This is a genomic window from Crateriforma spongiae, from assembly GCF_012290005.1.
Lineage (GTDB): Bacteria > Planctomycetota > Planctomycetia > Pirellulales > Pirellulaceae > Crateriforma > Crateriforma spongiae.
This window is the reverse complement of sequence record NZ_JAAXMS010000001.1, coordinates 73,562-96,780: the sequence shown is the minus strand read 5'-3', so window position 1 is coordinate 96,780 and position 23,219 is coordinate 73,562. Positions and strand designations below refer to the sequence as shown.

18 protein-coding genes are annotated in these 23,219 nt (G+C 57.9%); 14 read left to right on the top strand and 4 right to left on the bottom strand.

Annotated features, from left to right (window positions below; translation table 11 throughout):
* Positions 1-71: 71 nt before the first annotated feature.
* The 4 genes from fabG to HFP54_RS00385 all read left to right on the top strand — a co-directional run bounded on the left by fabG (position 72) and on the right by HFP54_RS00385 (position 3,921).
* Positions 72-830 carry a 3-oxoacyl-[acyl-carrier-protein] reductase gene (fabG, locus tag HFP54_RS00400; RefSeq protein WP_168563665.1) on the top strand — a complete coding sequence of 253 codons (759 nt, stop codon included), beginning with the start codon at positions 72-74 and terminating at the stop codon, positions 828-830.
* A 246-nt stretch (positions 831-1,076) separates the two neighbouring features.
* The gene (gene acpP, locus HFP54_RS00395; protein WP_145302269.1) at positions 1,077-1,322 is read left to right on the top strand and encodes an acyl carrier protein; all 246 of its coding nucleotides are present in this window, start codon (positions 1,077-1,079) and stop codon (positions 1,320-1,322) included.
* A gap of 355 nt (positions 1,323-1,677) precedes the next feature.
* Positions 1,678-2,934 (top strand): beta-ketoacyl-ACP synthase II, encoded by a 1,257-nt coding sequence (gene fabF / locus HFP54_RS00390; protein WP_168563664.1) that lies wholly within the window; start codon positions 1,678-1,680, stop codon positions 2,932-2,934.
* Between the two features lie 45 nt (positions 2,935-2,979).
* Positions 2,980-3,921, top strand: a complete 942-nt coding sequence (locus HFP54_RS00385; RefSeq protein ID WP_168563663.1) for a hypothetical protein — start codon at positions 2,980-2,982, stop codon at positions 3,919-3,921.
* A 64-nt stretch (positions 3,922-3,985) separates the two neighbouring features.
* On the opposite strand, the gene HFP54_RS00380 is transcribed toward HFP54_RS00385, so the two are convergent.
* Positions 3,986-4,921 carry a phosphoribosylaminoimidazolesuccinocarboxamide synthase gene (locus HFP54_RS00380; protein ID WP_168563662.1) on the bottom strand — a complete coding sequence of 312 codons (936 nt, stop codon included), beginning with the start codon at positions 4,919-4,921 and terminating at the stop codon, positions 3,986-3,988.
* 255 nt (positions 4,922-5,176) lie between these two features.
* Here HFP54_RS00380 and HFP54_RS25380 point away from each other — a divergent pair, with 255 nt between their 5' ends.
* Positions 5,177-6,562, top strand: coding sequence for an endo-1,4-beta-xylanase (locus HFP54_RS25380; protein ID WP_315853820.1), 1,386 nt, complete (start codon positions 5,177-5,179; stop codon positions 6,560-6,562).
* Here the strand turns inward: HFP54_RS25380 and HFP54_RS00370 are convergent.
* Positions 6,559-8,931, bottom strand: a complete 2,373-nt coding sequence (locus tag HFP54_RS00370; RefSeq protein WP_168563660.1) for a hypothetical protein — start codon at positions 8,929-8,931, stop codon at positions 6,559-6,561. The genes HFP54_RS25380 and HFP54_RS00370 overlap by 4 nt on opposite strands.
* A gap of 407 nt (positions 8,932-9,338) precedes the next feature.
* Between HFP54_RS00370 and HFP54_RS00365 the strand changes: the two genes are divergently transcribed.
* From HFP54_RS00365 to HFP54_RS00330, 8 genes are all read left to right on the top strand, one after another.
* Positions 9,339-12,314 carry a hypothetical protein gene (locus HFP54_RS00365; protein ID WP_168563659.1) on the top strand — a complete coding sequence of 992 codons (2,976 nt, stop codon included), beginning with the start codon at positions 9,339-9,341 and terminating at the stop codon, positions 12,312-12,314.
* Between the two features lie 122 nt (positions 12,315-12,436).
* Positions 12,437-13,501, top strand: a complete 1,065-nt coding sequence (locus tag HFP54_RS00360; RefSeq protein WP_168563658.1) for a tetratricopeptide repeat protein — start codon at positions 12,437-12,439, stop codon at positions 13,499-13,501.
* A gap of 108 nt (positions 13,502-13,609) precedes the next feature.
* Positions 13,610-14,470 carry a MotA/TolQ/ExbB proton channel family protein gene (locus HFP54_RS00355; protein ID WP_168563657.1) on the top strand — a complete coding sequence of 287 codons (861 nt, stop codon included), beginning with the start codon at positions 13,610-13,612 and terminating at the stop codon, positions 14,468-14,470.
* A complete protein-coding gene (locus HFP54_RS00350) occupies positions 14,471-14,908 on the top strand; it encodes an ExbD/TolR family protein (RefSeq protein WP_146411336.1) in 438 nt (145 codons plus the stop codon).
* A complete protein-coding gene (locus HFP54_RS00345; RefSeq protein WP_146411333.1) occupies positions 14,905-15,390 on the top strand; it encodes an ExbD/TolR family protein in 486 nt (161 codons plus the stop codon). The genes HFP54_RS00350 and HFP54_RS00345 overlap by 4 nt, the downstream gene beginning before the upstream one ends.
* 69 nt (positions 15,391-15,459) lie before the next feature.
* The gene (locus HFP54_RS00340; protein WP_168563656.1) at positions 15,460-16,098 is read left to right on the top strand and encodes an anthranilate synthase component II; all 639 of its coding nucleotides are present in this window, start codon (positions 15,460-15,462) and stop codon (positions 16,096-16,098) included.
* On the top strand, positions 16,095-16,673 hold the full coding sequence (locus tag HFP54_RS00335; RefSeq protein WP_146411327.1) for a DUF447 domain-containing protein: 579 nt from the start codon (positions 16,095-16,097) through the stop codon (positions 16,671-16,673). The genes HFP54_RS00340 and HFP54_RS00335 overlap by 4 nt, the downstream gene beginning before the upstream one ends.
* On the top strand, positions 16,670-17,743 hold the full coding sequence (locus tag HFP54_RS00330; protein ID WP_168563655.1) for a GHMP family kinase ATP-binding protein: 1,074 nt from the start codon (positions 16,670-16,672) through the stop codon (positions 17,741-17,743). Before HFP54_RS00335 ends, HFP54_RS00330 begins: the two co-directional genes overlap by 4 nt.
* A gap of 8 nt (positions 17,744-17,751) precedes the next feature.
* On the opposite strand, the gene HFP54_RS00325 is transcribed toward HFP54_RS00330, so the two are convergent.
* Complete coding sequence (locus HFP54_RS00325; protein WP_390656499.1) at positions 17,752-19,383, bottom strand: permease; 1,632 nt, start codon at positions 19,381-19,383, stop codon at positions 17,752-17,754.
* Between the two features lie 268 nt (positions 19,384-19,651).
* A complete protein-coding gene (locus HFP54_RS00320; RefSeq protein ID WP_168563654.1) occupies positions 19,652-21,826 on the bottom strand; it encodes a beta-agarase in 2,175 nt (724 codons plus the stop codon).
* 746 nt (positions 21,827-22,572) lie between these two features.
* Here HFP54_RS00320 and HFP54_RS00315 point away from each other — a divergent pair.
* Positions 22,573-23,214: an RNA polymerase sigma factor gene (locus tag HFP54_RS00315; RefSeq protein ID WP_146411318.1), complete on the top strand. Its 642-nt coding sequence runs from the start codon at positions 22,573-22,575 to the stop codon at positions 23,212-23,214.
* Positions 23,215-23,219 lie beyond the last annotated feature (5 nt).

Sequence of the window (23,219 nt, the reverse complement as noted above, 5' to 3'; positions counted from 1 at the left end):
TTTTTCAACGCCCCCTTTTTGCCCTGTCGCCCCGAAACGACTTCGGGCGTCACACCGAAACCGGGAACCCCATGAACAAACCCATCCAAATCGATCTTTCCGGCCAAGTGGCCATCGTCACCGGTGCCTCCCAGGGCCTGGGCAAAGCCGTCGCCGTCGCATTGGGTGCCAACGGTGCGACGGTCGTTTGCATGGCCCGCAACGCTGAAAAGCTGGCTGCGACGGTCGGCGAAATCGAAGCTGCCGGCGGCAAAGCCGAAGCGGTCGCCTGTGACGTCACCGATCGCCAAGCAGCCGCCGACGCGATCGCGTCGGTCCACAAGACGCACGGACGTCTGGACATTCTGGTCAACAACGCCGGCATCACTCGCGACAAATTGATGCGGGGCATGAGCGACGAAGAATGGGATTCGGTCATCGACACGAATCTGACCAGTTGCTTCGTATGCTGTCGCGCCGCGGCCGGCCTGATGCGTCGCAGCAAGTACGGCCGAATCATCAACATGGCCAGCGTTTCGGGTCTGATCGGCAACGCCGGGCAAGCCAATTATTCCGCCAGCAAGGCGGGGATGATCGGCATGACGCGAACGATCAGTAAGGAATTGGCCAGCCGTGGCGTGACCTGCAACTGCGTCGCCCCCGGCTTTATCGAATCCGACATGACCGCCGAATTGGGCGACGTCGTGCTGGGCGAAGTCACCAAACGGATCCCCGCCAAACGCCTGGGCAAACCCGAAGATGTTGCCGCCGCCGTCCTGTTTTTGGCCTCGGCGGACGCCGGCTACGTGACCGGACAGACGCTGGTCGTCGATGGCGGCCTGATCCAATAACCCAAGCCGCACCGGGGCCCCCGACGGGTGGCCCGCTGCGGTGCACGTTTTGATCCAGTTTCCCGTTCTTGACGGATTTCTAATCTTTCACCTATCTTTCCTGCCACGCCGACGGGTCGAAAGCGCATTCGAAGCGAAGTCTTGGGCTCCTTGAATCCATGAGCCGTCAACCAGTCGTTGCGATTCGATCGGCTGTGACAGCCCCCCGTCCCAACCTGATAAACGAAAATTTTTGGAACCCAGCCCATGGCTAGTATTGAAGAACGCGTCGTTGACATCGTCGCGGAACAACTCGGCGTTGATAAAGAAAAGATCACTCGCGAAACCTCGTTCGTGAACGATCTGGGCGCCGACTCTCTGGACACCGTCGAATTGGTGATGGAGTTGGAAGAAGAATTCGATATCAGCATTCCCGACGAATCGGCAGAGAAGATTCAAAAGGTCGGCGAAGCGGTCGACTTCATCGAATCCGCCAAGGGCGAAGACGCCTGATCGCCGGACCGCGTTTTGCGGTCCATCCAAGGCACGGTTTCGAATCTTCGGAATCTACGGTCGCCATCGCTCGATGGGTCAGCGACTAGAAAAAGTTCCTTTGCATTCGAAACCGTCACGTGCCCCAAAACCGGACACACGTGGTTGATTCATTTGAATCGGCGGCAATTTTTAACGCCGCCCGTGCCACCAAAGTTCGACATTTCTTTTCCCGATCCGAAATGATGCCCGTCACGGCCGGATCCCCACGCCATCTCGGGCCGCTGATCTGGCCCGCCTGTCGCAATCGCCAGCGGGGACGGGCAAGACACGCGGAACACATCACGCCCCGCTTGGCATCCACAGCACCATTATCATGCCCGATTCGAAGTCACGTCGTGTTGTCGTCACCGGTCTCGGTGTTGTTTCGCCAATCGCATTAGACGTTCCGACGTTTTGGGATCAATTGACCGCCGGTCAAAGCGGCATCCATGAACTGACCACCATGGACACGTCGCGATACAAAATCCACTTCGGCGGGGACATTCCGAATTTCGACGTGACCGAATACGTCGAACCCAAAGAAGCCAAGCGGCTGGACCGATTCACCCAGTTCGCCGTCCATGCATGCGGACAAGCGGTCGCCGACAGCGGCATCGATTTCACCAGCATGGATCGCTCACGTTGCGGTGTGATCCTGGGCAGCGGCATCGGCGGCCTGGGCGAAATCGAAATGCAAATCGGCCGCATGCTGACCAAGGGCCCGGATCGCGTCAGCCCCTTCACCGTCCCGAAGATGATGCTGAACGCCGCCGGCGGAAATATTTCCATCACCTACGGCCTGACCGGTCCCAATTACGCGGTGGCCACCGCCTGTGCCAGCGCCACCAACGCGATGGGTGATGCCCTGCGCAGCATTCGCCTGGGTGAAACGGACGTCGTCGTCACCGGCGGCAGTGAAGCAGCGATCACCGGCATGGGCTTGGCCGCATTCCAAAACATGAAGGCGCTTTCGACCCGGAACGAAGCCCCCACCGAAGCCAGCCGGCCCTTCGACGCCGATCGCGACGGATTCGTCTTGGGCGAAGGTGCGGGCCTGTTGATTTTCGAAGAACTGCAGCACGCCCTTGATCGTGGGGCGAAGATCTACGGCGAAGTGCTGGGTTACGGCACGACCAGCGACGCCGGCCATATCACCGCCCCGGATCCGGAGGGAACCGGTGCCGCGGCGGCCATGAATGCGGCCATCACCGACACCGGTTTGCCGCTGGAATCGATCGATTACATCAACGCCCACGGAACCAGCACGCCGCTGGGCGATAAAGCCGAAACCCGGGCGATCCGCCGGGTCTTCGGATCGCACGCCGACAACCTGGTCGTCAGCAGCACCAAGAGCGCTCTGGGCCATTCGCTGGGCGCCAGCGGTGGGATCGAAGCGGTCATTTTGTGCAAGACGTTGCAAACGTCCACGATCTCCCCGACGATCAATCTGCAGAACCCGGATCCGGAGTGTGACCTGGACTACTGTGCGAACACGAAACGCAATGTTGATGTCAAAATTGCGATGAGCAACAGTTTCGGATTCGGCGGCCACAACGCCTGCATCGTCGTGGGCAAGTACGACGACGCTTGATCCGCGAACTGAGCCCGATTCCCCACGTCGACGATTCGCCATTTGTTGTCACCCAGCCCCAAACTTGACCGCACCGAATACGTCGAACAGGCCTTTCTGTTTCAATTGCTGGGCGAACGCATCGCCAAGCAAGTCCCGATGCAGGAACTGCTGGAACAGACTCGGCACGAATTGTTGTCGACGACGAATTTGCCGTTGGCCATTTCGTTTCTGCTGACCGAACTGAAACACAGCGGTTTGATGTCACCGGCGATGAGCCGATTGGGACACTACTTCACCCCGTTTCAAACTTATCTGATCAGCGAATCGGAAAAGGACACGGGACGTTTCAGCATCGGATCCGCATTGCTGGTCCTGCAAGGTGACGCGGAATTTCGTTCACGAATCGGTGCCCCGACTCGCGGTGGCAATGACGACCAACCGGCACGCCCGACCGGCTATGACGTCACCGATGATCCGCCGGCGGAATCCCAAGCGGCCTTCTTCTTCCAGTTCGAAGTGTTGTGTCGAAATCGGCTGAACTATGACCGCGGGCTGACGGCGATGAGCGGTGACCCGATCTATTCACGGCCGTTTGCCAAATGGATCTTGGATCTTCGGGCTCAAATCGGACTGGTTGATTTCGCCGATCTGCTTTATTTGGCCAGCACGTATTACAAATCGCAATTGCAGGAAAAAGGCTTACCGCTGGACGGAAAGGGGCCGTTCCTGTTCGGCCAGAAGGAAGGCCGCATTGCATTGGCAAACCGCCGTAAAGATCCGGTCTATCTGTTTTCCGCCATGCATCGGCATCTGGGATACCCGGAAGTCCCGCGCCCCAAACCGATCGACGAAACGATCGATCTGATTCCGCAAATGGCTCGACGTATCGAGCGTTTGGAATCACGCATTCAGTTGATGGAAGAAGAACGTCGGGCCAGTTTGGACATCACGAAGTTTTACGAAAAGCATCGGCCCGAACCGCCAACGCTGGACGAATTGCCCTGAGGCGGTCGTCCGTATCGTCCGCGCGAAGAAAGCCCATCGCCGAATCACCGCGACCGCTTCGCCATCACGATGCCAGTCGACGATACGCTTCGGCATACTTCTCGGCTGTCTTTTCGACAATTTCCGCGGGCAGCACCGGCGGCGGACTGTTTTTGTCCCAACCGCATTGCGACAAGTATTCACGAACGAATTGCTTATCAAACGACGGTTGCGAATGACCGGGCTGATAAACATCGGCCGACCAGAACCGCGAACTGTCGGGCGTCAACACTTCGTCGATCAAGATGACCCGATCGCCATCGACGACACCGAATTCGAACTTGGTGTCCGCGACGATGATGCCTTTGTCTTCCGCGATCTGGCTGGCGCGGCTGAAGACCTGCAGACTGAGGCCGCGAAGATGGCTCGCACGCTCGGCCCCCAGTGCCGCCGCCATGACGTCGAACGACACGTTTTCGTCGTGACCTTCGTCGGCTTTGGTCGCCGGAGTAAAAATCGGCTGGGGCAACCGATCACATTGCCGAAGGCCCGCCGGCAATTCGACGCTACAGACCGAACCGCCGGCCTGATATTCACGCCACCCGCTGCCCTCCAGGTACCCACGAACGACGCATTCAAAGGGCACCACGTCGGCTTTGGCGGTCAACATGATTCGGCCGGCCAGCGGCGTCACATCAAACTGGTTCGCCAGGTCTTCCGGAACATCCAGTGAGATCAGGTGGTGGGGGACGTCCAATGAATCGAACCAAAACCCGCTCATCCGGGTCAGCAATTCGCCTTTGCCTGGAATGCCATTGGGCAGAATGTAGTCAAACGCGCTGATTCGATCGGTACTGACGATCAACAGATGGCTGCCCAGATCGTAAACATCGCGAACCTTACCGCTGCGGCGGGGGAGCGGCAAAGCCGTTGACAGAAGTGCCCCATTGCCGTCGAACTGATAAAGATCCGAAGAGTTTGCGGGAATCTGGGCGGACGGGTTTTCGGATTCGGGATTCATCGTCAGGCTGTCTCGCAGGTTCAAAGTGAGGCGGCTAAGATAACCCGCCCTCGGCAATCCGACACGTCCGGTCGGATTGGGGACAGAGTCGGTTTCCCTAAAATTCGCCTAGTTCGTATCCGTCGGTTGGTTGGTCATTGGCCCATGGGGCAAATTCACTTCGAAGTCCCATCTTCGGCGCAATCACTATTTGACCAAACACGCTGGTCAGAAGCGTACATATGTGGCATCGAGGGAATTCCCTGGCAGTGCCAGGTGAAGTATCAAGCGCCGCGTCTGACGCTCAGCCGTGCGATCCATTCCTCCGGCAAATTGCATCTGGTCTGTCCGGTCGGCGATTTAGGGCCCCGCACGCTTAGCACCTGTAGCTTACGCGAGTCACAGGAACCGTATTCACTGTTCGTCGAATTGGCCCGCGGTTGTTGTTACCGTGCTCAAAACCAAGCGGACATCTGGCGACGCGCGGGCCTGACCCTGGACAAACAGTTCGACCAACTGGTCCGCCAAGGCGTTCAGCGTTTCCTGGATTCGGTGCGTGACCGTGACCGCAAGGGCTCCCCGCCCGAAGCCGCTTTGGAAGCGATCGAGTTTTTCGAGCGAGCTATCGACCGTCTGGGCGACAGCTACACCACGCAATCGATCGCGTTTCGCAAACGCCAGGAACCGCGGATCGGAACGATGGTCGCCGCATCGGTCCTGCCCCCCGGTCCTACATCGGAAACGTCACGTGATGCGTTCAAGCAGACGTTCAATGCCGCGATGGTGCGGTTGAATTGGGGCGACATCGAAAACGACCACGGCCGCTACGATTTTGATGCGGCCAGGCAAAGTATCGACTGGTGCATTGAAAACGGCTTGCGAGTGGTCGGTGGTCCCCTGATCGACTTTCGAACCCGCTTGATGCCGCACTGGCTGTACGTGCTGGAAGACAACTTTGAAACCTTGCTGACCGCGATCATCCAGTTCGCCGAGCAGACGGTGAAGGAACTCAAGGGCAAGGTTCATCTTTGGAATTGTGCCAGTGGGCTGAACACCCAAGGCCCGATCCGTTTGGACGACGAACAGGCGATGCGGATCGCCGTCGGCATTCTGCAGACGGTCCGTCGCTTGGATCCCGGCACACCGGCGATCATGAGTTTCGACCAGCCGTTTGGAGAGTATCTTTCACGCGAACGCAACGGAATTTCACCGCTGCACTTTGCGGATGCTTTGGCCCGCAGCGGTTTGGGAATGGCCGGACTGGGATTGGATCTGCGGTACCACTATCGCGACGACCACACCGACCCACGTTCGGTTGTCGATTTCAGCCTAATGATTGACCGGTGGTCGACCCTCGGGTTGCCGTTGATGGTGCACATGGGCGTACCGGGCGGCAGCGGAATCGACCCCAACGCGACGGCCCCAAGTGATACAAACCTTCCCGCCGCGTCGGGGACCGATGGCGGCACCCAGCAATCCGAGATCGCAGTTCCATTGTTGAAGGCACTGCTGGCTAAACACTGCGTGCACGCAATCGTCTGGGACGGCTGGTCCGATGCCGAACCACACGTCAACAGCCACAGTGGATTGCTGGACGTCGGTGGAAAACCGAGGCCCCTGCTCAGTTTCCTGCAGCAACTACGCCAGGACTATCTCTGCTAGTCTTCCGGATTCAGCCGGTTCAGGTCAAATTCGGGCTCGGGCCGTGACAGCCCTGCGACTCGATCGCGTCGTCGATTCATCATGTTCCAGACGATGATCGCGACCGCCCCCAGCAAGATGGCTCCGGTGACCAACCATCCGATTCTCCCGACACCGATCGGATCACCTTCGGGAACCAAACGTGAATCGATCGATGTCGCGATGATCAGGGGACTTAACTGGTTCGACGATCCCTGTGCCCGCTGCGAAAGATCCGATTCATAGCTCCACAGACGGTAATAGAAGCCATCGACCACCGCCGGTTGGCGAACCGCCGCGGTGACCGGATCGCCGGCCATCGCCACTTTCAAGAAATCGGGTAGTTCGTTGACGACGATGGAAACCGGAAAGCGATTCTTCAAACGCAGCGGTGGACCACCGCCGTCAGGTGCTTCGATCTGAATTTCGACGTCACCGACATTTCCCATTGCGTCCAGCTGATAGTACGACGCTGTGGAAACCTCACCGATCGCTTGTCTCGCGGCTGCCACCTGCACTCTGGTCACGCGAACCAATTCTGCGTCGATTCGAACGTAGTCACCGGCCAGACGTTCCGGCTGGGTCAACAGGTCAACGATCGGCACACGTTTGGGGGTGGGCGTGTCGCCGGTGACGTATCGGGATGCATCCATCATCGCGTAGAACGACCTTTGATCTTCCGCCCGCAACGGCTTCCGATTCGCGCGCCGAATGTCATCCAGCAAACCCAGATCGAACCCCTGATCGGCCAGCAATCGCCAACCAACCGAGCGAATCTCTTGCGGCTGCCATGAAAGGCCACCGGTCGCCAAGGCACATCGTATCGGCACCACCATGTCGTCGACCGCGGTTCCCAGCACGCTGACACCGACGCCCCAAACAACATCGCCGGTCTGCAAATCGGGTGGAACGGCCGAACTGATCACCGCCCACGCTTCCTTCGGTGATTCCGTTGGCCGGATGATCAGCTGATAAAGTTTGGGAAATTCCAAGTAGGACCGAAGATCCGCTGGGATCGGGATCGACTGAATCTGATCCACATTCCCTCGGAAAGCGGACACATCCCCCAAGCCGAGTTCTTGGTCAAGCGAAGCCGCATTCGCGTGAGAGGCCAACGACGTGGGGTCCAGACGATCCAGTCGGTAAACGAGCTTCGCCAATTCCCCGACCGCTTCACCGTCGACGGGAAAGACATTCTCCATGCGTGCCGAATCAAAACCACTGATCAGTTCCAGCGCGGAATCCGCCAGTACGTTCTCGCCTGAAGCCACCAGACACCAAAACAACACCCAAACGCTCAGGTGCAAGCTGCTGTCACGACCGGATTGACGTTGTTCGCGAATGCGCCGGGACTGACGCTGGCTGTGCCAGAAGATGCCGGCCGCCAGCAAGACACCCGCCGCTGACGCCGCGGCAAACCAAATCCATGTGCCCGCGGAAATAGGCGTCGAAGCATTGGAAGCGGACAGAGCATCCGGAACGGCCGATCGTTCAATCTGATCAATCCGACCGATGACCACCGGAACGACATCCGCACCTTTCCCCGATCGATAGGCCAAACGCTTGATAAAGCGCCCGATCACTTCCAATTCGGGGCCATTGGTGTAGGTGCCGCCCGATAGTTTCCGCAACGAACCGGGAACATGGTTGACGATTGCCAGGGCAGGGCGGTTCGTCCCATCGGCCGGCTTGATCCAAATTTGAAAGTAGTCTTCGACAACATCGCATCGTACGGCTTTTCCGCGAATGCGAACCTTCGATCCACGGTATAGGTCCGGTTGCTGCAAAAGGGGCAACACACCGATCTCCGCAGCATCCTCAGCCGATGCCCGATCGGCTATTGCCCTTAGCGTCCGAAACGCTTCGTTGTCTTCGCCACGCCAGGTTGCGCCGTCGACGACGCGTTCCAGCATCTGCGCCAATTCTTCATCCGATACGTTCCCGGCACCTTTCAGCGATTCCCGGCTGGATGGCTCGGTTTCCGCGACGGGATCTGATCCGGAATCCAGAAGTTCGGGTTTTGCCATCGGGGCTTCCGCGGCGTCGCCATGTCCCGCGATTGCTTCGTCGACGGCATTGCCTGACGGTGATTGCTGAGGCGAATCGGGCCGAATGGCTGGCTGTTCCGATGCAGCAAAGGCGACCTTTTGCGGCGATTCGGGAAAGAACACGCGGTAGTATTTCGGATCCGCTGCTCGGCCCATGACCACCAGCACGAGGGCCAGTGCGATCGCCAAGCGAATGACTTTTCGCCAAGACTGCCCCCCCCCGGGCCGGCCTCCGGACGCGGCAAATCGCCGTCCTGGCATGGGGTAAAGGCCGTCTTGGTCCAACTGTGACGGTATTCGCATGAGACATTTGGATTTGGGGGCGAAGCGGACCGGCCAATCGCTTGAAGCGGGTTCCGACCGACCTTAAGGTGTATTTTACGTGGGTGTGAAAAGAAAGGATTGACCGGGATGCCGCGTCAATTTGCTGTCCGCTTTGGCTCCAGGAATCGCCCTTACGGATAGGAGTCGCTGTGTCGCTTCGTCGGAGTGGCTGGTGTGGGGTGATCCGATCGACCCGTCACGCCAGGATTTTGGCACCCGCATCTGATCCGAGACACGTCTTCGCATCCCGGAACGTCGTCCCCGATCCTATTCCACTAACCTCTTATCCTATGAATCGCGACGTCTCCGATGCCGGACCATTGGACCGGCTTTCACCGACCAACGCGCGTCGATCGCGTGGGGTTGGGTGCTGTTTTTTTTCTGTCGTGGCGATTGTGACAATCCAATTGGGATGGTCACCGACCGTGACCGCCGGCGAACCGTCGAAACGGTTTCTTGATGCGCTGCGGCAAGCGGGCTATTTCGATATGGCCACCGCGTACCTGGACCGAATCGATCGCTATCCGGGGATCGATCCACAGTGGCGTCAATCGATCGACCTGGAACGGGCTCAAGTCTTCGTCGATTCCGCTTTGTCGGCTCGCCAAGCCGACGAACAGGAAAACGCTTTTCGCCTGGCCGAAGAACAACTTCAGGCCTTCATCAAAAAGTATCCGGATCATTCCCGCACCTCCGAAGCAAGACTGCAGTTAGGACGTTTGCAATTGGTCCGAGCCGGTCAATTGCTGGCCGCCGATCCGACACCACAGCAGCGGGAACAGGCGAGATCGATCTACCAAGACGCCGCGGTCACATTCGACACGATCACCGAAAACCTTCGCGACACCCTGCGCGACATGCGTGGGCAGAAGATCGATGCTGCCAAAGAACCCGAAAAAGTCGCGCAGCGTGATCGCTTTCGCTATGAATTTTTGCAGGCCCAACTGAGCAGTGGCGAGGCCCGATTGTCGGCGGCAAAAACCTACGACGATCCGTCCAAGCAAGGCAGCAAGCTGTTGGAACGCGCCGAATCGCAGTTCTCCGAGCTGATGGACAAATACGGCGACTACGTTCCGGGCGCATTGGCCGCCGTCTCACGCGGACAAGTCCAGCAGGTTGCGGGAAAATTTGAAGCCGCCAAAGCCAGCTATTTGGAAATGCTGGAACAGCCCGAAGCGGACCCGTTGCGGGAAGGCAAGATCAAGGCGATCACGGGATTGCTACAGATCGCCACCGATGAATCGTCCGCTGACTTTCCGGTCGTGCTGGATCGCGCCAAACGCATCGCCGATTCTCTGCGCCCCGACGAAGCCGAATTGCCCGCGGTTCAAGACTTTCGCTTGGCCTTGGCCGACGCTCACCTTTCGAAATCAAAAGACGAGAGCATCAATGCGACCATTCGCAAACGGCACGTCACCGATGCCCGCCGCTTGTTGTTGGCGGCGGAGAAAGTTGCCGGGACGCACCAAGCGGCGGTGAAAGAACGTTTGGCCGAAATCGGAATCGAACGATCTGAAATTGCGGATGTCGAAATCGATACACCCGCCAGCATCGACGATGCTGTCTTGGCGACACGCCAGATTTTGGACCAAGTCGAAACGTTGACCACCGAGATTCAAAAACTGACGGCCGCAAAGGCTCCGGAAGACCAAATCCGCAACGTGGAAAAGGCCCTCACCACGGCGCGTACCAAGGGCATTGAAATGCTGACACAAGGCCTGGGCTTGGTGGACCAGTCGACCGATCTGAACTTGGCCAACGATGCGCGACAATACTTGACCTACTTGCTGCTGCAGGAACGTCGATATCGCGAAACCGCGGCGGTCGGCTCCTTCACCGCGTACGCCGCACCGGGCACCGAAATCGGCAAGACCTGTGGTCTGTGGGCCCTGTCGGCATTGCAACAGTTATTGGTCGAATCGGGTGACGACATCAATGATGGGCTGGCATCTCAGGTTCGAACCCTGGGATCGTATTTGACCAAGACTTGGCCCGGCGATCCACAAACGGCCCAAGCACAGGGCGTGATGATTCGTATCGCCTTGCGGAAAGACAAGTGGGACGATGCTGAAACGTTGATCAATGAATTGCCCGACGGCCCAGAAAAAGGTGCGATGAAGCGTTTGGCCGGGCAAGTCTTCTTCACCGAAAGTTCCAAACTGCGTCGTGACCAGCAAGCAGAAGCTGCCGACGCGATGCGTCAACGATCGATCGGCATGCTGGATGACGGCCTGGATGCGATCGTCGGAAAATTGGTCGCCCCCGAGGCGATCGCTGCCTCTCTGGCCCTTGCCAAGGCCCAGTTACGATCCGATGCACCGGATGATGCGGTGAAAACGCTCCGCCATCCGGTCCACGGTCCGATCACGACGGTCGGCAAGGTCAATCCGCCGACCGAATCGTTCTTGACGGACGTCTATGCCACCGAATTGAACGCTTTGGTCGCTCTGCTGAAGCAAGACGTCGGCAACTTGTCGCGACGACAAGATCTGTTCAAGCAAATCGACGCTGCCATGACGAATCTCCGTCAAGCGGCAGATAAATCGGGTGCCAAAGACCGCTTGACCAACACGCTGTTCACGTTGGCGCGTGACTTACGCGACGACATCGAATCCGCAGCCCCCAATCAGCGTGATGGATTCATCACAGCTTTTGAGCTTTTCCTGCAACGCATCGGTGCCACCGCAAACGATCCCGACATCATCCAATGGGTCGCCCAAGAGTCGCTGACTCTGGGGGAATCGTTGATGCAGCCGGGCGAACAGAAGGCAACCGGTCGGTCATTAAAACTGATTCAAACGGCATCGGACGCTTTGGACAAATTGGCGGAAAAGGAAGCGAAGCCTTCGGCGGCGTTGCGTTTTCAACGCGGACGTGCCAATCGATTGCTGGGAAATTATTCCGCCGCCTTGGACGCATTTCAGTCGGTTCTGAGCGAAACGCCACAAATGCTGAACGCGCAGGTCGAAGCCGCACTGACGTATGAACAATGGGCCGGCAGCATTCGCCCTGCGCTTGCCGGTAAGGCCTATTCGGCGGCCATGCTGGGCGGACGTCCGGGCGAGGATGGAAAAAACACCATCTGGGGCTGGGGCAAGATCAGTTCGGCGACCTCGCGATCACCAAAGTTTCGTGACACATTTTTTGACGCTCGGTACCACGTTGCCCTTTGTCGGTTCCTGATGGGCAAAGCGACCAACGACAATCGCGTGATTCAACAAGCGATTCGGGACATCACCCAAGTGCATGCGATTTATCCAGACATGGGGGGGCCTGCACAAAAGAAGAAGTTCAATGTCCTGCTCAAACGCATTCAAACCGCGGCGGGTATCCCGGCGGTCGGTTTGGAAGAAAACAAATGATTCCTCTTCAGCGGCTTTGCACGACCGTCCCAAAATCCTTCGTTCGAACTCTGTCTTTTCGTCTAAATGACTCCATGATTTCCGATTCCCTTCGGCCGTTGCCGCCCCAAACAACAGTTTCGATGATGCGAATTGACCAACGAACCAACCTTGGATCGAATCGATCGTCCCGGCTGGTCATGCTTACAGCGATGGCCATCGCGTGTTTGTGGTGCACCTCGGCCAGCGGGCAATCGGATCGTGTTTATCTGAACAACGGCGATGTGATGAGCGGCCGTTTGGAGAAAGTGGTTCGTCAGGGAATTTCGTTCAAGGCGGGTGGCAAGACCGAGAACATTCCCGCCGGTGATATCCAAAAGGTGCTGCTGCAGGGCGACCCACCGGGCTTGGTCAAAGGTCGCCAGTTCGCACTGGAAGGCCAGTACGAAGAAGCCCTCGAAGAACTGAAGTCGGTCGATCCTAATGACGTGCCACGCCAGGTGATCGGGACCGAGGTACAGTTTTATCGCCTATTGTGCCAAGCAAAGTTGGCGTTGTCCGGTCGCGGAGATCGCAAATCGGTCGTCGCGGGATTGCGAGCCTTCGCCGGCGAAAATTCGAACAGCTGGCATTTCTATCAGACCGCCGAAATGCTGGGCGAACTCGCGCTGGCACTTGGTGACAATGATCGGGCCATCGCCTATTTCAAATCGCTCGCTTCGGCCCCGACAAAAAACACCAAAGTCCGTTCCAAATACTTGACGGGAACGGCAAAACTGGCCAAAGGCGACACCGAGGCCGCCGCGGAAGACTTGCAACAGGTCGCCGGCATCGAAGCGGACAGCGTCGCCCTGGCAAAAACCAAAACGCTGGGCCGCATCAAGCTTGCCGAATGTTACGCAAAGTCCGGACGCAACGACGAAGCAATCAAGTTGGCCGATGCAGTGCTGGAAGACTTGGACCCACTGGACCTGGAATTGGCATCCAAGGTCTACAACAGTCGCGGCATGATCTTCGAAGCAACCGGTGATTTCGAAGGCGCCGTCCTGGCATTCCTGCATACCGAACTGATGTTCAATAGCGTTCCCCAATCCCATGCCGAGTCACTGTCGCATTTGGCACAACTTTGGGCGAAAGTCGGAAAACCGGAACGTGGCGCAAAGGCAAAACAGGAATTAAGCCAGCGCTATCCGGGATATGCCCAATGAAGACTATATTGCGGTTCTGCGGTGAACCAATTTCCGCGGGCGTCCCGTCGCCCGACATGCTTTTCTTGACCCACCCGTTTCTCGGATTCTGATTGCCGACCCCTAAAGATGCTTGAACGAATGACACCTTGGATGCGATCGGCCGGTGCGGCCGCTTTGGCTTGGCTGGTCCTGATCGCGTATTGCCCCTTGGTCTTGGGCCAGGACGCGGCCGACTTGGAATTCGGCGATGCTCCGGCTGCGGAGGCTCCGGCAGACGCACCGCCGGCGAACGACGCCGCCCCGGATGTGGATGCCGCGGGGGACGACGATTCATCTGGCGGCAGCAAAACCCTGTTGGGCTGGACCTACGAATCGCTGGGGCCGGGTTACATGGGCGTCTTTCTGTTGTTGTCGGTTGCCCTGTTGTCATTGTTCGTCACCAATCTGGTCGCCGCACGCCGGGAAACCTTGTGCCCGCAAGAACTGGTCGACGGTTTCGAGGAAAAGCTGAACAACAAAGAATTCCAGGCGGCGTACGACTTGGCACGCACCGATGAATCTGTCCTGGGACAGGTCTTGTCAGCCGGATTGGCCAAACTGTCACGCGGATACAACAAGGCCATCGAAGGCATGCAGGAAGTCGGCGAAGAAGAAAGCATGAAGCTGGAACATCGCCTGAGCTACATGGCGTTGATCGGTAACCTGAGCCCCATGATTGGTCTGTTGGGAACCGTTCAGGGGATGATCAGTGCTTTCCAAACGATTGCCATCGGTGGATCCACTCCGAAGCCGGCTGAATTGGCCGGCGGCATTTCCACGGCACTGTTCACGACGCTGGTCGGATTGGCGGTCGCGATTCCCGCGATCGCTGCTTACAACGTGCTGCGAAACCGAGTGGCCCGATTGCTGTTGGAAGTCGGCGTGACCAGTGAAAACTTGATGAGCCGTTTTGAAGACTGGAAACCCCAAACCAACACGGCGAAGTAAATGCGTCTGAAGCGAAAGCCTATCGATCTGGCCGAAGGCGATCTGACGCCGATGATCGACATGACGTTCCAGTTGATCGCTTTCTTTATGGTGCTGATCAATTTTGCCCAAACGGAATCCAACGACAACGTCGTGTTACCCAACAGCCAATTGGTCAAACCGCCGGATGCGCCGTTGGAGTTTCCGATCATCCTGCACGTCGCCAAAGACGGTCAGATCTTTTTGGGCGGAGACGATTACACCACCGAAACGTTGCGGATCGGTTTGAATCGCGAGTTGTCTGTGATCAAAGCCGAAGGCAAATCACCGGCCGACGCCAATGTGATCATTCGCGCACACAAAGACACCGCAACGGGTAAAGTCCAGGAAATCATCCAAGTGGCTCAAGAACAACAGTTGGAAAACTTTCAGCTACGCGCCAAGGAGGATCGATCATGAGAATCCGAGGCGAACGTGACGCGGAAAAAAACCAACTGAACATGACCAGCATGATCGATGTCGTGTTCTTGCTGCTGATCTTCTTTGTAATGACGTTCAAGATCGTCGAAATGGAGGGCGACTTCAGCGTCCGAATGCCATTGGCCAGCGATGCCGCCGCCGTCACCGACCCGACCGATTTACCACTGAAATTGCGGATGACCGCCGACGCCAATGGCAATTTGTCGGCGATGTTGTTGAACGATTCGCCTTTGGGCAATGACCCCGCGGCGTTTGATCGTTTGCGTGCCAGCATCGTTGATATCGTGGGCACCACGGCGCCGATTGAAGGCGACGATGGCCCCGAAATTGAAATCGATGCGGACTATTCGCTGCGATACGAAAACGTGATCCGGGCGTTCACTGCGGTCAGTGGGTACAAAGACGGCAACCAAATTGTCAAACTGATCGAAAAGGTTAAATTCGCAAAACCGCGAATGTAGCCTGCCGACCGGGGTCGTCCCGATCGTCCCAGCCCGCCGTTTTGCCGTTCAAGTCGCCGCCCCACAATCATGCTATTGGTGTTGGACAACTACGATTCCTTTGTCCATAACCTGGCACGGTACTTTCGAATCCTGGGCCACCCGACATCGGTCGTCCGCAGCGATCAAATCACCCCGGATGAATGCCGACGACTGCAACCGCACGCAATCATCCTTTCGCCCGGGCCCCACGATCCCGCCGATGCGGGTTGCAGCGTTGACGTCATCCGGCGTCTGGGAACATCCATTCCGATCCTGGGAATTTGCTTGGGGCATCAGGCTATTGGTGCGGCGTTCGGCGCGTCGATCATCCGCTGTGGACCGGTGCACGGATCGGATAGCCTGATCCGACATCACGGCAACCAATTGTTCGCTGACTGCCCCAATCCGATGCGAGTCGGCCGTTACCATTCACTGGCGGTGGATCCGGAATCCATTCCCAGCGAACTGACCATCACCGCGCGCAGCGACGACGGGATCGTGATGGGAATTTCGCACCGCACGCATCCCATACATGGGCTGCAGTTTCATCCGGAATCCGTTTTGACCCCGGAAGGCGATCGCACGCTGAAGAACTTTCTGAACCTCGCCGACCGGTTTCATCAAACGCCGGCGTCTGCCGATACGGGGCCCCCGATCGTAAAACACGATACGGTGGCAAAACCATGATTCTGGAATCATTGGTCACCACGATTGATCAAAACGGTCATATCAACTTGGCACCATTGGGCCCGGTCGTGGACGGTCCACAGCTGAAGCGTTTCGTGCTGCGTCCGTACGTGGGCTCGACCACTTGCGCAAACTTGTTGGAAACCGGTCGGGCCACGATCCATGTCTGCGACGACGTCGGCCTGTTCGCAAAGACCGCGATCGGTTCGGTTGATGCGGATTCGCTGGTCGTCCCGGTGACCGCAGCGGATGGAGAGGGATTTTGGCGGCTGAAGCGTTGCCATCGTTGGTTTGCCGTGGCCGTCACCGACATCTCTGGTGGCGATCCGAAATATGAAATGCAAACACGGATGGTTGCATCGGGAACCCAGGATCCTTTTTTCGGGTTCAATCGTGCCAAACATGCGGTGATCGAAGCCTGCATCTTGGCGACCCGTATTCATCTACTGGACGCCCAAGACATTCGTGACCAAATGAAACCATTCGCTATTGCGGTGACGAAGACCGGTGGAAAGACCGAACAGCAGGCCTTTGCCGCTATCGCCGACTTCATCGAGAAGCGGTTGGAATCATGAGCACGCCAAATGATCCGCCGCCACGCGGCCGAACAGGCGAGGTGCAAACCACCGTCATTCGGACCGGTGCACGTTTGCACTTCGGATTGCTTGATACGGCGGCACCGTTCGGCGGTTGTGGTGTGATGATCGAAGACGGCGGCGTCGAAATCACCATCACGCCGGACCGTACGTTTGGCGTCACCGGAATCGATGACAGCACCTCCGTCCATCGACTGGCCCGTCATTGGCAACAGTTCGTTGATGCACCAAGCATCCCATCGTGCCGGCTGCATGTCTCCCGGCACCCGCGACGCCATTGCGGCTTGGGCAGCGGCACCCAAATGGCGTTGGCGGTCTGTGAAGCCCTGTTTTGTGCCGCCGGCCGGACGCCGCCAGAACCGCAACGGCTGGTTCGAATCGCCGATCGGGGACACCGTTCGGCGATCGGCTGCCACGGCTACTTCCAGGGCGGATTTTTGTGCGAAGAAACACCTGAAAGTTTCAGTCAACTGACGACGTCCGAATCGGACCGGGTGCTCCGCCCGCTGGCGACGCGATGCGACTTACCGAATCACTGGCGGGTGGTCATCTTGATTCCGAAAGCGGAAACGTCGCTTGTCCATGGCCGGCAAGAGAAACAGTTGTTCGCCACGATCGATCGCGCGACACCGGAACAACGCAAACAGTTGACCCAGTGGCTTTGTGAAGAAATCGTCCCCCACGCAAAAGCTGGCGACTTCGACGGCTTCACCCGCGCGGTGGCCCGTTACAACTATCACAGCGGTGAATTGTTCGCGCAGGTCCAAGGCGGACCGTACCGCGGTCCAGTCGTCGCGAAAACTATTGAACGAGCCAAATCACTGGACGGACATGGTGTGGGACAAAGCAGCTGGGGTCCCGGCGTTTTCGCATGGTTTGAAAACCAGTCTGCGGCGAATGATTTTGCCCGCCAAATCCCCTCCGCCGAATTCGATGTCATCATCACTCGCGTACGCAACCAGCCACGGACTCTGCAAACACTGCAAATCGGCAAATCACCGCCGCCCGCAAACAAGACAGCCGCGAAGACCACGTCTGCGATGAAATAAGCTATCCGCTAAGCGTGTTCGATCGAATCGATGTCGTCGCCGCGGGTGGGCATCAAGGACCAGCCCCACAGCATGCCGGCGGCCACAAAGTAACCAGCAACGAATTCGTAGATCGTGCTGCGATACTGAGGTGCCAAAACCAATTCGCCCCACGATTCCGGTCCGAAGGGAACGAACAACTGACTGCCGGGTAACGGGGAATGCATCAATCCAAATAACGTGAGTGTCCCGCACAACGCCATCACCGCAGCGGCGACTTTCAGTTTGCGATCGATTCCGGCGGCCAGCATCCATGCCCACAACAGACTGGTCAGAATGAATCCGCTGCTCAGCATCGTCACCACCTGCAGATTCTTTCCCAGCAGTGGGTCCAGTGTCTGAGGCCCCAAGCCGGCTTCCAAAGTCGCAGCATCGCCGAAGATCTGTCCCGGCAGGCTTCCCGCCAAAAAAGCCAAGGCGGGCACACACGCAAAAGCGACGGCTGGAAAGTGACGCTTTGGTGTGGCCAAAAAGCTTTGCGCCGTGATCTCCAATCCGATGAACACCAAGATCGGATACACCGCAGGCTTGGGGATCCAGGCATTCAAAAAGGCAAAGTAACCAATCATGCCCGCCGAGCCGATCACCAGCGCGGTCGCCAACGTGTAAGCAGCGCGGCCCCCCATGGCCTTATACGCGGGGTGCCCGATATACGGCGTTGTTTGGATCACACCACCGGAAAATCCGGCCGCCAAGGTCGCCACCGCTTCGATGCCCAGCACCGTGCGTGTGTCAAACTTGTCACCGGCGGCCGCGGCCGATTCGGTGCAATCAATCCCGCCAACCACGGTCGCCAAAGCAAATGGCAGTGCGATCGGCACATAGGGCAGGGCATCGGTAAAACGCGATACCCAGCCAAAGGAATAGCTGTCCAGCCAAGCGGTGGGCATCCAAGTCACCGTCATGGCTTTCGGAAATTCATATCCATCCACCCCAATCGCGCACATCAGGTAATACATACCCCCGGCAACAATCAACGCGGCCAACGTCCCCGGGACGCGTCCCGGGACGGGCAACCGACCGATCAAGGTCATCAATACGATGACCAGTGCAATCATTCCCGGCAGCGGATGCCCCAGAATTTCGACCAACGGAAAAAAGCTGATGATGGCCAGTGCAATGGCGGCCAGGGAACCGAGCAGACCTGCACGAGGCACGACCCGACGAACCCATTCACCGGTCGGCGAAAGCGCCAGCTTCAATATTCCGCTGATGACGATGCACCAGATGCCAATGTGCCACGTCCGCAGCGCCGCCTGCTCCGGTGCAAGCCCTAGATTATTCACCCCATCGGTGAACGATGGGCCCAAAATGAACAGCACCATTCCGAACGTCGACGGTGTGTCCAGGCCCAGGGGCATCGCCGTGACATCGGGATTGCCCGTCCGCTTTGCCAAGCGGAACGCCAACCAAAAGAACGCCAAGTCACCGATCAACACTCCCAGAGCGGTGCCGGGCACCATGGCTCCGACGGCGAAATCCACCGGGAACCCGAACCCGCCGCTTAACAACCCGACCATCAACAACAGGCCGGCCAAGTTGTCCAGCATCAGGCCAAAGAACGCGTTCACATCGCCGGGCTGAGCCCACCGGTATTTCATTGATCCGTTCGACGCCAAGGCGTCCGCGGGCTGGTCCAGCAGATTCACGATATTGGGTGGCCTCTCGTTCGGATTGTCTGCCCGCCTTCACACGCAAGGTTTTAACGGCAGACCGGAACGGACTCCAGGCGGGGACCACCTGCATCAATCCCCCTGCCAAAGTGATCGGGGCACGAATCGGCAGGCCGCCCAGTCCACCGGCACCCGACCACGCGTATCGGACGGATCAGCAACACGCCCCTGGCCATCACGAGGGCCGCGACCCCGATCAAGGATCCAAACGCAGCGAATACATTTGGGAGCTCAATTGGCGAGACGCTTCGACCATCTCGGGGTAGGGCGAATCGCACACATCCAGAAAACCGATTTGATAGTTTTCGCCGTCCCCACGTCCCGTTGCAGCTTGGTCTCCGTACTGGAACCAGTGGGCCCCCACGTAATTCGGATGCCGCAACGCTCCGGTCAAATAATCTTGATAGGCCCTCGCGCGAGCGTCTTGATTCTCAGTCGCTCGCAAACCGGTGTGGAACAGTCCACGGTCCAGCGCCCCGAAATGAAATTCGCCGATGATCGCCGGCCGATCCACGCCTTGGGGCAAAGAATCGTCGGCCACGGAGTAGGCGTATCGATTGAAACCGATGACATCACAGGAGATTGCTGCAGCGGTGACGGCACGATCGTTGGACCATGCGAACCGACAGCCCAAATACAGGGTCGATGGGCTGGTCGTTTTTACGGCGTCCCGACAGACATCAAAATACTGTTCTGCGATCCGCGAATAGAAAGCCTTCAGGTCGGCTTCGGCATGCGTCTCTGACGGCTTGTCGGTTCGCCGCATCCAATCTTGCCAAGACGCATAGTCACTTTGCCAAGCGGCGTTCAGCTTATCGACGCTTTCATATTTAGCGACTAAGTCGTCACGAAAGGCTTCTTTGGCCGGTTGGTCCGACGGTGACATTACCGTCGCGATCGCCAACGACGTTTCGTCGCCCCAAGCCAATTCGTTATCCACGAAAACGCCGATGCACCATTCTGACCGGATGTCGTTCTGTTTGGATTGGACATGCTTCAGCGTTTGCTGTGCGAACCGCGGATCAAAGGGATCGGGAAACTTACCCCAATAACCATCGCTTCCTTGGATCCGTGCGTCACCGGACGTCACGGTCACAACGTAAGGCGTTTGTTTCCGGCGATAGATATCGGCATCGGACCAATTGGCGATCGTGTTGATCCCCCAACTGCGCAAACGTTGATGGGTGATCGCCGCGAACGTCTTCTTCCAATCCGATCCGTATTTGCGATGTAAATTCGCGGCGGTGAAGTTGAACGTTCGATAACGCCCTTTGTCCTGATAATACCCGTGGGGTGCCCAACTGGCCGACGAATAGAACTGTGCAAGCGGTGACTCTGGTTCGGGAAGATCCGCAAAATAAAACTCGCGGTCATCGATCGGTGTGGTGGCGTTACCGCCGTGAACACAATCGATCCCGTTGGACCAAAACAGCTTGCCCAAAGGGTCGACCAACCACCAGCGGTTTTGGAATTTTTCAACGCGAAAGCGTCCGGTCGCCTTCAACTGCGGTCCGGTCGCGAAGCCACCAAAACGATTCCAGTTATCCGGACCGGGGTGTTGTCCCAATTCAATCTGTTCGGTTCGGCGACGCTCCAACAAATCCGATTCGGATCGCAGTTTGCCCGGCCAGTCACGATGCACGTATTGCCCCAATGCATCGATCATGGGGAACGGATTCTTGTTCGGATCCCACCATTGATTTTCGTGATAGCGACCGACCAGACGCCACGTTCCGATTCGAACGCTGGTCGGCTGATCGGGATGATTCATGAACAGAATCAGTTTTCGAATTTGATCGACATGATTCGCCGCCTTGTCGGCGATCATTGCGGGAGCGGCCCGCATGCCAAACAGTTTGCCCTGCAAGTGCTCAGGGGCTTGACGCTTCAGCGGAAAGACTAGCGTGCCAGTGGCACGTGATGCCAAATCCAATGAATGGGTAACACTGACGATGTTGTCGTCCGGTCCACTGTCGATTCGCAACTGGATCGATGCCGGATGTTCACTTTCGTTGACCAGATCCAGTTGAACTTGTTGAAAGCCCGACCAATCACAGGCTCCATCGACGTGTCCCCACAATTGATCGGCTTCGATGGTGATGCCGGGCCATGGTGCGTCGACTTCGAATCGTGCCGCGACCATCTGATCGACCACATCGTTGGCGTCCAGAACGAAGGCCTTGGCCTCGAACTTCTCGACGTCGGCATGTCTCAGATCCAGCACCACTTGTTCCACATCGGGATCGTCCGCCGAAAGTGTCGGCGATCCGCTGGACGCAACGGCGACCAACAACGACACGAAAAGACTGGCTGAAAAACGTGGGCGAGTCTGGTGACGAAAGACACGACGGACGTGGGGTCTGCAGGGCATCGCAGTTTCCGGGTTTGCTGGGGGCGGGGTGGTCGCACGTGAGGCATCACCATTCGGTGGCTCGCGGATGCGAAGGGGCAGCGGGGGTTGGGCGGGAAAATGCTGATCCGGTCGAACGATCTTCGCGGCTATTATCCGTGACCGCAGTTATCGGACCGGGCCGCTTGCTAGTTCTTTCCGCTCGGGGTTTGGACTCGCCTGGGCAGTTGGACGTTTTTCAATCGACAAGGATCTTTCCGGTGTCATCGTCTTGTATACCGTCAGCAGCCTTCCGAGCGGTCTTGGCCGGCCAAAACCGATGGCTGGTGCGACAAACCGAACGCAGCGCGGCCTGGGTGAATCCCCCAAAGGTGCCACCAATCGGAATGTTGGGGCCCTTGATGGCACACCGCTTGCCTCTTTCGGGTGTGCCGCCCGCGACGTCTGTCAATTCGTCAGTGTGCGTCGAATCTGCTTTGACTTTGTCGGGGTCCAAGCCAACAATAGCGGTGACTCCGCCCCCCTTGCAGATCGACCAACTGCGCAATGGCAGCCATTGACACCACTGGCCGACCGGCCCAACACCCCGCCTGGGGGACAGGCCGTCGGTTCACGAGTGGATTGGTTGCGTGGGGGCGGCGGTCGGGTCCGTTTGGGCGTGGTTGGCGGCGTGCGGAATGCAACGCTCTGATCCGCGTTTGACATTAGCGTCCGGACACCGAAGATATCCGAACCGATTTCCCTGCCGAAGTGTCAAGAACCCCACCATGACCGACGAATCCGCCCGCAATTTGGCCGATGACCGAGTCTCCGATGAGGCTCTGATCGCACGATACCGCCAGACCGGTGATCGCACGCTGTTTGAAACGCTGATCCGCCGCTACGAGCGGGAGATCTACAGCTACCTGCGTCGCTACATCGGCAACGCGGAAATGGCCGAAGACGCGTTCCAGGGCACCTTTTTGCAGGTGCACCTGAAATGTGAACAGTTTGACTCGTCCCGTCGTTTTCGGCCTTGGCTGTACGCCATCGCGACGAACCAGGCGATCGACGTCCAGCGGCGAAATAAGCGACACCGAATGGTCAGCCTGGACCGCCCCATCGGTGACGATGACGACAGCCGACCGGGAACCTGGTCGGAAAAATTGGTCGGCGGGCTGACGGATCCGCTGGCCGCGGCATCGCGTGAAGAGAACGGCCGTTGGGTACACGAAGCGGTGCAGTCCTTGGGAACGCCGATGCAACAAGTCATTCAGCTGGTGTACTACCAGGGGCTGAAATATCGCGAAGCCGCTGAAATCCTTGGCATTCCCGTCGGCACGGTCAAAAGCCGAATTCACGCCGCGGTCAATCGCCTGGGACTGATCTGGAACGAGTCGCACGAACAATCGCTGGAAGCAGCGGAATAGCCAAG